This window comes from Acidovorax sp. FG60, assembly GCF_057808995.1.
Window position 1 is genome coordinate 1 of sequence record NZ_JBMDJC010000001.1, and the last position, 11,625, is coordinate 11,625.

Sequence of the window (11,625 nt, forward strand, 5' to 3'; positions counted from 1 at the left end):
CCGCTCGGTGTAGCGGGACATCCAGAACAGATGGTCGGCGGTGCGGCTCAGCATGCGGCCTCCTTGAACGAGCAGGGCTGAGAACCCCGCACGTGCTGCGCACGCACGCGGTGTTGTGTCGAAAGCCCCATGGCATGGGGCTTTTCAGCCCGCTCGGTGTAGCGGGACATCCAGAACAGATGGTCGGCGGTGCGGCTCAGCATGTTCAGAGGCTCCCTTGCGATTGACTTTGCGACTGGCCCTGGGATTGCGATTGCGACTGGGATTGCACGGCCTTGGGTTGCGCGGCAGGCGCACCCTCGCCCAGCACCCAGGTGTCCTTGGTGCCGCCGCCCTGCGACGAATTCACCACCAGCGAGCCCTCTTGCAGTGCCACGCGCGTGAGGCCCCCTGCGGCCATCTGCACCTCGCGACCGCTGAGCACGAAGGGGCGCAGGTCGATGTGGCGCGGGGCGATGCCGCTTTCCACATAGGTCGGGCAGCTCGACAGGCTGAGCGTGGGCTGGGCGATGTAGCCCGCCGGGTTGGCCAGCAGCGCACGGCGGAAGTCCTCGATCTCGGCCTGCGTGGCGGCGGGGCCGATCAGCATGCCGTAGCCACCGGCGCCGTGCACTTCCTTCACGACCAGGTCCTTCAGGTTGGCCAGCACATGCTGCAGATCGTCCTGCTTGCGGCACATCCACGTGGGCACGTTCTTGAGGATGGGCTCCTGCCCCAGGTAGAAGCGGATCATCTCGGGCACGTAGGGGTACACCGACTTGTCGTCGGCCACGCCCGTTCCCACGGCGTTGCAGATGCCCACGTTGCCTGCGCGGTAGGCCTCCATGAGACCGTGGCAGCCCAGCGTGGAGTTGCGGCGGAAGACCTGCGGATCGAGGAAGTCGTCGTCCACCCGGCGGTAGATCACGTCCACCCGCTGCAGGCCGCGCGTGGTGCGCATGTAGACGAACTTGTCCTTGACGACGAGGTCCTGCCCTTCGACCAGCTCCACGCCCATCTGCTGCGCGAGGAAGGCATGCTCGAAGTACGCGCTGTTGTGCATGCCGGGCGTGAGCACCACCACCGTGGGCTCGTCGGCCGCTGCGGGCGCGCTGGCGCGCAGGGTTTCGAGCAGCATGTCGGGGTAGTGGGCCACGGGCGCCACCTTGTGCAGGCTAAACAGCTCGGGGAACAGCCGCATCATCATCTTGCGGTTTTCCAGCATGTAGCTCACGCCGCTGGGCACGCGCAGGTTGTCTTCCAGCACGTAGTACTCGCCCTCGCCCTGCGCGTTGGGGGCGCGCACGATGTCGATGCCGGCAATGTGCGCATAGATGTTCTGCGGCACATGCAACCCGGCCATCTCGGGCCGGTACTGCGCGTTGTTGAGGATGAGGTCGGCGGGCACGATGCCGGCGCGGATGATGTCCTGCCCGTGGTACACGTCGTGGATGAAGCGATTGAGCGCCGTGACCCGCTGCACCAGCCCCTGCTGCATGCTGCTCCACTCATGGGCCGGAATGATGCGCGGAATCAGGTCAAACGGAATCAACCGCTCATTGCCCGCGCCGCCCTCGTCCTTTGCGCCGTAAACGGCAAAGGTAATGCCCACGCGCCGGAAGATCATCTCGGCTTCGGCCCTGCGGGCCTGCATCACATCAGGGGGCTGTTTGCTCAACCACTGCGCGTAGCGCTTGTAGTGTTCCCGCACATCGCTGCCATCAAAAGGCAGCATGGCGTACATCTCGTCAAATTTCTGCATGAACTGGCCTCCTGAAGACAGGATAGCAAGTTGCGCGCCCACACTCTGCAAACGGCCCCTGGTGGCACTACGGCATCGCGCCTGCTGAGTCCGCCCGGGGCACCATCTGGTGCTGCCAGTAGCGTCGGCCCGCATCGCGTTCACACCCTATTGCTGCGGGTTTGGCAGAGGCCCAGGTCGCGGCGCCACAGCGCGAAGACTCCACCACCTTGATGTCGCGAAGGCGATAGCGCTGCAGCACCTCCGGGGCTGGATGGCCAAAGCGGTTGCGGTACCCGGCTTGCACCAAAGCAGTGCGCGGCTGGACGGCATCCAGAAACGCCGGGGATGACGATGTCTTGCTGCCGTGGTGGGGCACCAGCAGCAGGTCGGCCTGGAGCGCCGCACCGCGCGCCAGCAGGGCCTGTTCCTGCGGGGCTTCGATGTCGCCCACCAGCAAGGCCGACACGCCCTGCGGCCCGGCGGAGGTGATGCGCAGCACACAGCTCAGCGCATTGGGGCGCACGCTGCGCACCGCCGCGTCGTCCGGCTGCGGGTGCAGCACTTCGAAAGCCACACCATCCCACTCCCAGCGCTGGCCCGCCAGGCAGGGCTGGACTGGGCGCAAGGCCTGCAAGGTGTTCTCTGCCTCGATCGAGCCCACCAGCTCCGCATGCGGCTGCTGCGCCAGCACCGCGGCCGCACCGCCGGTGTGGTCTGCATCGCGGTGGCTGAGCATGAGGGTGTCCACGCGCTCCCCCAGTGCCCGCAGCAGCGGCACCAGCACGCGGTGGCCCGCGTCGCTCTCGCGGCTGAAGCGCGGCCCTGCGTCGTACAGCAGCGTGTGGGTGGCGGTGCGCACCAGCACCGCATTGCCCTGGCCGATGTCTGCGGCCAGCAGTTCAAACTGCCCTGCCGCCGGGCGCACCGGCTGCCACCACAGCGCGGGCCACAGGAGGGGAAGTGCCAGCAGCCGCAGCCGCCAGGGCAGGCGCGTGGCCAGCAGCGCGCCTCCGGCCACGGCCAGCATGCCCGCCCACAACGGCGCGGCAGGCAGGAAGACCACGGCCCAGGGCCACAACGCCAGCCATTGCAGCAGGGCTGCCAGCGGCTGCAAACTGAGGGCGGCCAGGCTCCACAAGGGCGCCCACAGCACGCCGCCCAACGCCAGCGGGGTGACCACCAGGGTGACCCAGGGAATCGCCACCAGGTTGGCGGCAAGACCCACCACCGACACCTGGCCAAACAGCAGCAGGGTCAGGGGCGTGAGCGCCAGCGTCACCACCCACTGCTCCCGAATCAAAGCATAAAAATGGCGCCTAGCGCTCGATGGATAAGCGCTACCAGCTATTGAACTAGTAGCAAACAGAATACCCACCGCCACAAAGCTCAGCCAAAAGCCCGCCTGCGCCAACGCCCACGGGTCTGCCACCACCACGACCGCGCACGCCCACAGCCACACCTGCGGCCAGGGCCAGCGGCGGCCGCTGAGCTGCAGCACGGCAATGGCCGCCAGCATGATCACCGTGCGCTGTGCAGGCACGCCCCAGCCGCTGAACAGCGCGTAGGCTGCCGCCAGCACCACCCCGGCGGCCAGTGCTGCAGAGGGCGCGGGCACCGCCAGGCACAGCCGGGTGGAACGCCGCCACAGGGCACCCACCACCAGCGCGGCCAGCCAGGCAAACAAGGTGATGTGAAGCCCGGAGATGCTCATGAGGTGAGCCACGCCCGTGGCGCGGAACACATCCCAATCGGCACGGTCAATGGCGCGCTGGTCACCCGTCACTAAAGCCGCCACCACGCCCGCAACGCGCGTGCGGGCCGGGTCACTGCCATCCTGATCGCCCGCCAGGCGCTCCAGGATCGCATCGCGCACCGACTGCCGCGCCCGCTCCACCGGATGCAGCCAGGTTGCAGCCACAAACTCCGGCGGCTCGTCCTTGGGCCCTGCACGCACGTAGCCTGTGGCCTGCACGCCCTGCTCCCACATCCACAACTCGTAGTCAAAACCATGTGGGTTGCGCAGCCCGTGCGGCGCCTTCAGGCGCACCGTCAACGCCCAGCGGTCGCCGGCTTTCAGGGCGGGCGGTGGGCGCTGCAGGTCCAAGGTTCCGGCCGCATCGCGGAACGGGCCGCCGTACCAGGCCACATCGATGCGCGGCGGCAGCGTCACCGGGGCACCGTTCAGGCGCGCGGCCTCCACGTCCACGCGGATGCGGGTGCCAGCCTCGTTGGTTTGGGGCATGGCCGCCACCACGCCGGTCACCCTGATGTCCTGGCCCTCCAGCGCGGGCGCGAGGCCCTGGACCGCATAGTCCACAGCGCGCAGCCCACACAGGGCGAACATCACCAGCACTCCGGCGCCCACGGCCAGCGCGGTGGCAGCATGAGCGCCCCATCTGCTGCGTCTGGACGCTGCCCGCGCGCACCCGCCCACCACACACGCCGCCACCAGAACAGCCCCGTAGACCACCCCGGGCCACAACACCGGCTGCTGTAGCTGCAGCGCGGCCCCCAATACGGCCCCCAGCAGCCACGCAGGCAAGCGCCAGGGAACGGCGGCGACCATCGCGGAGCTTTCGCTGGCCACGGCGCCATCCAGGCCCACAGGGGCGGATGAAATGGCATTAGGGGCGCTTATGGCGGGCATGGGCTGATGCTAATGCGATGCCTGGGGGCTGGCCGCTGGATTCTGCACACCAGGCTGTGTAACACTCGCGGCCATCCGGGTGTCGCCGGACCGCGAAGCCACCGCGCTGACCAGCAGGCCGTGCCGGCGCACCTACACCGGCCAGCCCCCGCCATCCACCTTCACGCCAAACCGAGGAAAGACCATGAGCGTTTACGACAAGCTGAAAGAACTCAACATCACCCTGCCCCCCGTGTCGGTGCCCGCTGCCGCCTATGTGCCCTATGTACAGACGGGCAACCTGGTGTTCCTGTCCGGCCACATCGCACGCAAGGACGGCAAGCCCTGGGCCGCGCAGTTTGGCCGCGATATCGGCACCGAAGAAGGCAAGGAAGCTGCACGCTCGGTAGCGATTGACCTCATGGGCACGTTGCAGGCTGCCTGTGGCGGCGACCTCAACCGCGTCAAGCGCATCGTCAAGGTCATGAGCCTGGTGAATTCCACGGGTGATTTCACCGAGCAGCACCTGGTGACCAACGGTGCCAGCGAACTGCTGGGCCAGGTCTTTGGCGAAAAAGGCGTGCACGCCCGCAGCGCTTTTGGCGTGGCGCAGATCCCCCTGGGCGCCTGCGTGGAAATCGAGCTGATCGCAGAGCTGGCCTGACAGACCCCACCCCCCTCACCAAAAAAAACCCATGGCATGACTGCCATGGATTTTTTTGTTTTCTGCGCTGGGCGGTGACGGATACGCCCCTCCCAGCCGCCATGACACCATGGCTGCCAGTTGTCAGAGCGTCAGAAAGACTCCCAGTCCTCTTCCGATCCCTGGGCCACCGCGGGCTTGCGGCTGGCGGGTGCAGGTGCGACAGATACCTTGGCAACAGCGGCCGCTGCAGCCGGAGCCTTGGCCACCGCAGCGGGCGTGCCGTGGAGTGCCCTCGCACCAGAACCCGGTGCAGGCCGTGCGGGTGCCGAGGGGACAGCGGTAGCGGCGGGTGCCTGTGGCCGCTGGGCAGCCGTGGCGCGCGCCGCACCAATGGCCGCCTGCGCGGGCCCATAGCTGGCGGCATTCACCTTGAACATGGACACCTCGCGCGCCAGGTGGTCTGCCTGCTCACGCAGGCTCTGGGCGGCGGCGGCGCTTTCTTCCACCAGCGCCGCATTCTGCTGCGTCATCTGGTCGAGGTTGCTGATCGCCTTGTTGACCTGCGACACCCCCGCACTCTGTTCGGACGATGCTGCGGTGATCTCGCCAATCATGTCGGTCACGCGCTGCACCGACTGCACGATGTCGGTCATGGTGGTGCCCGCGTCCGACACCAGGCGCGAGCCCGTCTCCACCTTCTCGACCGATGCACTGATGAGCAACTTGATCTCCTTGGCGGCCTCGGCGCTGCGCTGGGCAAGGCTGCGCACCTCGCTGGCCACCACCGCAAAACCCCGGCCCTGCTCACCCGCGCGGGCAGCTTCCACAGCGGCGTTCAGCGCGAGGATGTTGGTCTGAAACGCTATGCCATCAATCACGCCAATGATGTCCGCGATCTTCTTGCTGCTGTGGTTGATGTCCTCCATCGTGGCCACCACCTGGTTCACCACCTCGCCGCCCCGGCGCGCCACGCCCGTGGCGCCCGCCGCCAGGCTGCTGGCCTGCTGCGCACTGCCTGCGCTTTGCTGGATGGTGCTGGTGAACTGCTCCATGGCGGCCGCCGTCTCCTGCAGGTTGCTGGAGGTCTGCTCGGTGCGGGCCGACAGGTCGTGGTTGCCCGTGGCGATCTCGGCGCTGGCGATGGCGATGCTGTCGGTGCTCTGGCGCACCTGGTGCACCATGCGACCCAAGGCGCTGCTCATGGCATACAGCGAACGCAGCAGGTCGCCAAACTCGTCGCCCCGGGTCACGGATTCCTGCATGCTCAGGTCGCCCCCCGCAATGCGTTCGGCCAGCCCGTTGGCCTGCTCCAAGGGCCGCTGGATGCTGCCGATCAGGTAGTAGGCACCCACAATGATGGCCAGCAGCAGCAGGCCCACGGCCACGGCAGCAATCTTGACCGTCAGCATGCGCTCTGCCGCCATCTGCTTCTGAACGGCCTCGGCGCCTTGCTGCTGCTGCTGAACGAACTCACGCAGCGTGGTGGTGTAGGCCGCCACCGAAGGGTTGTACTTCTGGGTGATCAACGTCACAGCCTGTTCTTGCTGCCCATCGCTCTTGAGTTTGCGGGCCTCGCCGCGCAGGTCGATCATGGTCTTGCGCGCAGCGGCGATCTTGGCCATCTGCTGCTTGTCGGCCTCTGACAGGGCCATGGATTCCAGCGACTTTTGCACTTCGCTGATCTGCGCCGATGTGGCCGTGATCACATCCTTGAACTCGGCTTCGACGGCCGGGTCGCTGCTGACGATCAGGGCCTGGGTTCTGGCGGCATTGGTCTCGGTAAGACCCGACCAGCGCAATGCCGCCTGCACGCGCGACTCCATGTCTTTGCTCACCGCATCAGCATGGGCCTGTACCTTGGCAGACCGGTAGGCCGCAAAGCCCACCACCGCCACCAGCATGACCACAATCAAAATCACCGCCAGCCAGAGCTTGTGAGCCATCCGAAGATGCTTGGGCATGGTTGCCTCCTGAAGCGTTGTGTTTGTGTACAGATGTTGCACGCTTTTTCACGATTGCACAAACTCAGTCACTGCACATCAGGGTCTGCCCTGCCTGCATGGGCCCCACCACACCTCCCGGGGCGGGCATCATCGCGCCGCCAGAGTTCGGCCACGGGGTTTCAGCAAGTCGTGTCGCTCGGGCGAATGCCCCATTCGCATGCCATCTGTACGCCCATCGTCGACAAAAGCGCGGTGCCAGCGGCCCCTGTCGTCCGCTGCAACACCCTGAAAAAAACTGGCGACAGGTGCTAACTCGCAGGCCCGGGGTGCCGGGTGCATGAGCGGGCTGTCAGGCTGCGGAGCCGAGGAAGGCCTCAAAACGCGCCAGTTCCTCGCCCAGCGCGCGCCGGAACCCCGCGTCGCGTGGTGGGCGCCCGGCCACAAAACCCAGAGCATGCTGCAGCCGACCGCGCTCCACGCGCAGGTTGGCCCAGCCCACCATCTGTTCGCCCCACAGCACCGGCAACGCATAGTGGCCCATGGTGCGCTTGGGCGCCGGTACATACGCCTCGAACCGGTACGCCCAGCCCCACAGCATCTCGAAGCGGCGTCGGTCCCACACCACGGGATCGAACGGTGCCAATAGCCGCACGCCGTTATCCGGCTGGTGGCGGTGCGATGCCGGACTTTCAGCGACAGGCCAAAACCAGGTGGTTCCATCGACCACCGCATGGCCGTAGCGTGACGGTGCGGCCTTGGCCACCGCGCGCGCCTCGGCAGCCAGCTGCGGTGCGCCATAGCGCAGCAGCGTGACCAGGTAGCCCAGGCTGGGGGCAGGCAACGGGGCATACAGCGCCACGATGCGATCCACCAGGGCTTCGGCGCGGGCCAAACGTGCGGCGGGGCTGACGTCCTGCTCGGGGTGCGCAACGGGTGCATACACCCGAGTGCCCGACTCGCGGCGGCACACCCGCAACCAGCCGTGGTGGTGCATCGCATCCAGCAGGCGTGTGCTGGCATTGAGCTCGCCGCCCCAGTAGCCCGCCACGCGGCCATGGTGCGCAAACGCTTCGCTCACTTCGCGCGGGTGCACCATGCCCCGCTCCTGCACAAACGCCAGCACCTCACGCGCACGTTCGGTAGTGGCGGCGTCCCACGGCCTGCGCGGCGTGCGCGGGTGCAGCAGCGTCAGCATCTCGCGGGACACAAAGCCGTAGTTAACGAAGGCGTCTTCTTCAATACCTAAGCGCTCGTAGCGGCGTTCCAGGTCACCCGCGCGGTAGTCGCGCACCCGCAGACGCAAAATCAGGTCCTGCGCCCGCGCGGGTGCTCGCATCGGGTCAGCCTGCACAAACCCCAGCTTGCGGATTGCGCCGGGCAGCGTCAGCGGTTTGAACAGGCTGCGCGCAATCGCGTAGCGGCGCAGCTCATCCAGCGTGGGTGAGCGCGACGCCACAGTCTTACTCCACGCGCGTCACTGCGTTGGGCTTGAAGCCCAGGTCCGCCGCCTTGCCCTTGCGGCCTCGCGCGGCGCGGGCGTTGTTCAGGCTGCGGATCTCGAGCGTCTCGTCGCGCTGCTTGCCGCCCCGGCCAATGCCATCCAGGCGAATGCTGCGTGTGTAGGCTGCGGCTCCCGCCAGCTGGTCCTTGTCTTCCAGGTCAATCAGCATCAGCCCGCGACCGCCGTTGACCATGGTTTTCAGCTCGGTGATCTCGAACGTGAGGATGCGCCCGCCCGTGGAGGCACAGGCCACATGCGTGGCAGGCAGCACGGGCTTGCTGCCCGTGGTGCCCGCAGCATGCGAAGGCACACACACCGTCTCGCCCTCGCCCAACGTGAGGAAGGCCTTGCCGCCCTTCTGGCGCGAGACCATGTTCTCCACCGCCGCCAGAAAGCCGTAGCCACCGGAGTTGGACAGCAGCAGCGTGGCGTTGGCGGGCCCTGCAAAGTAGTGCAGCAGTTGGGTGCCGGCTTCCAACTCAATCAGCGTGGTCACCGGCTGGCCGTCACCGCGTGCGCCGGGCAGCAATGACACCGCCACCGAGTACACGCGGCCATTGCTGCCAAAGGCCAGCAAGGTATCGACCGTGCGGCATTCAAACGTGCCATACAGGCCATCGCCCGCCTTGAAGGCAAAACTGGCAGCCTCGTGGCCATGGCCGGTGCGAGCGCGCACCCAGCCTTTTTGCGAGACGATCACCGTGACAGGCTCGTCCACCACCTTCACTTCGGCCACAGCCTTTTTCTCGGCCTGTATCAGCGTGCGGCGCGCATCGGCAAAGGTCTTGGCGTCGGCCTCGATCTCCTTGACCATGGTTCGGCGCAGCGAGCCGGGGTTGTTCAGAATGTCTTCTAGCTTGCCCTGGCTTTCGCGCAGTTCTTTCAGTTCCTGCTCGATCTTGATGGCTTCGAGCCGCGCAAGCTGGCGCAGGCGAATTTCCAGGATGTCTTCGGCCTGTCGATCGCTGAGGTTGAAGCGCGCAATCAGCGCGGCCTTGGGCTCCTCGGCCGCACGGATGATGGCGATCACCTCGTCGATGTTGAGCAGCACGGTCTGCCGCCCTTCGAGGATGTGGATGCGCTCGAGCACCTTGTTCAGGCGGTGCTGGCTGCGGCGCGTGATCGTGGTCTGGCGGAAGGCGATCCACTCTTCCAGCATCACACGCAGCGACTTTTGCACCGGCTTGCCGTCGAGCCCCACCATGGTGAGGTTGATGGGGGCCGAGGTCTCCAGGCTGGTGTGCGCCAGCAGCGCGGTGATCAGCTCCTGCTGCGGGGTCTTGCCCGTCTTGGGCTCGAACACCAGGCGCACGGGGGCGTCTTTGCTGGATTCGTCGCGCACGACATCCAGCACGGCCAGGATGCTGGCCTTCAGTTGCGTCTGGTCCTGGCTCAGCGCCTTCTTGCCGGCCTTGACTTTGGGGTTGGTGATTTCCTCGATCTCTTCGAGCACGCGCTGCGTGCTCACGCCCGGTGGCAGCTCGTTCACCACCAGTTGCCACTGGCCACGCGCCAGTTCCTCGATCTTCCAGCGCGCGCGCACCTTGAGGCTGCCCCGGCCGGTGCGGTAGGCATCGGCAATGTCACCGGGGCTGCTGATGATCTGGCCACCGCCGGGGTAGTCGGGCCCGGGCACGATGGCCAGCAGCTCGTCCTGGCTCAGCGAAGGTGTCTTGATGAGCGCAATGCAGGCGTCGGCAATCTCGCGCAGGTTGTGGCTGGGGATTTCGGTGGCCAGGCCCACGGCGATGCCGCTGGCGCCGTTGAGCAACGCAAACGGCAGGCGGGCGGGCAACTGGCGCGGCTCCTCAGTGCTGCCGTCGTAGTTGGGCATGAAATCCACGGTGCCTTCGTCGATCTCGTCGAGCAGCAGGCTGGTGATGCGCGACAGGCGCGCCTCGGTGTAGCGCATGGCAGCGGCGCCATCGCCATCGCGGCTGCCGAAGTTGCCCTGGCCGTCGATCAGCGGGTAGCGCTGGGCAAAGTCCTGCGCCATGCGCACCAGCGCGTCGTAGGCCGACTGGTCACCATGCGGGTGGAAGCGGCCCAGCACATCGCCCACCACGCGGGCGCTCTTGACCGGCTTGGCGGCAGTATTGCGCGTGGGGCCGCTGTAGCCCAGGCCCATGCGGTCCATCGAATACAGGATGCGCCTCTGCACGGGCTTGAGGCCGTCGCACACATCGGGTAATGCACGGCCCTTGACGACCGACAGTGCGTATTCAAGGTAGGCGCGCTGGGCATAGCCCGCCAGGCCCAGGGAGTCGCCCCCGTCATCGCCTGCGGTGGTGAAATCCAAAGTCGGTTGGTCGCTCATTCGTTAACTACAGGTTCTTGATTCAGGTTCTGGTCGCGTGTCTGCGCGACGCGGGTGGGCGGCAGGTTGCCCCTGTTGGTGGCACCGCCCGAGAGCTCCATGCGTACGCGGCCAGGCGCTGCACGCTGTGCCAGCACGGGTGCCGGGGGCTTGAGCTGGGCATACAGGCCCAGCACGGTGCGCACATAGCTCTGCGTTTCCTTGTACGCGGGGATTTGGTTGCCCGCGCGCTGTACCGCACCTTCACCGGCGTTGTAGGCCGCCACGGCCAGGTCCATGCGACCGGGGAACAGGTCCAGCAGGTGGCGCAGGTAACGGGTGCCAGTGGGCACATTCACCGCCGGGTCGGCCAGCTTCTGTTCCACCGTGCGCTTGGCGTCGCTGCTCACACCAAAGCGGTTGGCGGTGGCGGGCATCACCTGCATCAGGCCCACGGCGCCCTTGGGCGACACGGCGGTGGCGTCAAAGCCGGACTCGGTCGCGATCACGGCCTGCAGCAGCTCGTAGTCCACACCGTGTTTGGCGGACGCAGCGCGCAGGTGGTGTTTGACGCGTTTGTAGTCGGGGGCGATGTCAAAAAAGGCCAGCAGGCGCGCGCCCGCTGCGGGCAGCGCGTAGGGCATGGGCGACGCATTGGCAGGCGCGTCGCGGGTGGAGTCAAAGTCGTTGCCGCGAAAAAACAGCTGGTAGCGCGCATCGACCTGCTCGGCCGCAAAGTGCGTCACGCCACGCTCGTCCACATGCGCCCACAGGTCCGCATGGGCCATTTGCTGCACAAAACATAGCAGCAAACCCAATACAGACAAGCGCAGGGCACTGTTTTTATTCATATTTTGATCACAAACACCGGGCGGAGCGCGTCGATGCGG

Annotated in this window: 8 protein-coding genes and 1 pseudogene; 1 reads left to right on the forward strand and 8 read right to left on the reverse strand. The window is 66.7% G+C overall.

Features of this window, described 5'->3' with window-relative positions; genetic code table 11:
* From ACODS0_RS00005 to ACODS0_RS00020, 4 genes and pseudogenes are all read right to left on the reverse strand, one after another.
* Positions 1-54: alpha-E domain-containing protein (locus ACODS0_RS00005; protein ID WP_182119858.1), on the reverse strand; the 54-nt coding region annotated here is incomplete at its 3' end.
* 74 nt (positions 55-128) lie between these two features.
* Positions 129-203, reverse strand: a pseudogene (locus tag ACODS0_RS00010) (alpha-E domain-containing protein); the annotation flags it as partial.
* Positions 204-205: 2 nt separating this feature from the next.
* Positions 206-1,741: a circularly permuted type 2 ATP-grasp protein gene (locus ACODS0_RS00015; protein WP_488831886.1), complete on the reverse strand. Its 1,536-nt coding sequence runs from the start codon at positions 1,739-1,741 to the stop codon at positions 206-208.
* 67 nt (positions 1,742-1,808) lie between these two features.
* Positions 1,809-4,289, reverse strand: a complete 2,481-nt coding sequence (locus ACODS0_RS00020) for a DNA internalization-related competence protein ComEC/Rec2 (protein WP_488832637.1) — start codon at positions 4,287-4,289, stop codon at positions 1,809-1,811.
* Between the two features lie 265 nt (positions 4,290-4,554).
* Here ACODS0_RS00020 and ACODS0_RS00025 point away from each other — a divergent pair, with 265 nt between their 5' ends.
* Positions 4,555-5,013 (forward strand): RidA family protein, encoded by a 459-nt coding sequence (locus tag ACODS0_RS00025; RefSeq protein WP_121505846.1) that lies wholly within the window; start codon positions 4,555-4,557, stop codon positions 5,011-5,013.
* A gap of 131 nt (positions 5,014-5,144) precedes the next feature.
* Here the strand turns inward: ACODS0_RS00025 and ACODS0_RS00030 are convergent, their stop codons facing one another.
* From ACODS0_RS00030 to ACODS0_RS00045, 4 genes are all read right to left on the reverse strand, one after another.
* Positions 5,145-6,956 carry a methyl-accepting chemotaxis protein gene (locus ACODS0_RS00030; protein ID WP_488831888.1) on the reverse strand — a complete coding sequence of 604 codons (1,812 nt, stop codon included), beginning with the start codon at positions 6,954-6,956 and terminating at the stop codon, positions 5,145-5,147.
* A 331-nt stretch (positions 6,957-7,287) separates the two neighbouring features.
* On the reverse strand, positions 7,288-8,394 hold the full coding sequence (locus ACODS0_RS00035; RefSeq protein WP_488831890.1) for a DNA glycosylase AlkZ-like family protein: 1,107 nt from the start codon (positions 8,392-8,394) through the stop codon (positions 7,288-7,290).
* Positions 8,395-8,398: 4 nt separating this feature from the next.
* Complete coding sequence (parC, locus tag ACODS0_RS00040) at positions 8,399-10,756, reverse strand: DNA topoisomerase IV subunit A (protein ID WP_218300626.1); 2,358 nt, start codon at positions 10,754-10,756, stop codon at positions 8,399-8,401.
* Positions 10,753-11,586, reverse strand: a complete 834-nt coding sequence (locus tag ACODS0_RS00045) for a lytic transglycosylase domain-containing protein (RefSeq protein WP_228899446.1) — start codon at positions 11,584-11,586, stop codon at positions 10,753-10,755. The genes parC and ACODS0_RS00045 overlap by 4 nt, the downstream gene beginning before the upstream one ends.
* Between the last annotated feature and the right edge of the window lie 39 nt (positions 11,587-11,625).

Excerpts from the sequence above, each read along its gene's own strand:
- parC (WP_218300626.1), bottom strand. The coding sequence starts at position 10,756 with ATGAGCGACCAACCGACTTTGGATTTCACCACCGCAGGCGATGACGGG.
- ACODS0_RS00030 (WP_488831888.1), bottom strand. The coding sequence starts at position 6,956 with ATGCCCAAGCATCTTCGGATGGCTCACAAGCTCTGGCTGGCGGTGATT.
- ACODS0_RS00025 (WP_121505846.1), top strand. The coding sequence starts at position 4,555 with ATGAGCGTTTACGACAAGCTGAAAGAACTCAACATCACCCTGCCCCCC.
- ACODS0_RS00020 (WP_488832637.1), bottom strand. The coding sequence starts at position 4,289 with ATGGTCGCCGCCGTTCCCTGGCGCTTGCCTGCGTGGCTGCTGGGGGCC.
- ACODS0_RS00045 (WP_228899446.1), bottom strand. The coding sequence starts at position 11,586 with ATGAATAAAAACAGTGCCCTGCGCTTGTCTGTATTGGGTTTGCTGCTA.
- ACODS0_RS00015 (WP_488831886.1), bottom strand. The coding sequence starts at position 1,741 with ATGCAGAAATTTGACGAGATGTACGCCATGCTGCCTTTTGATGGCAGC.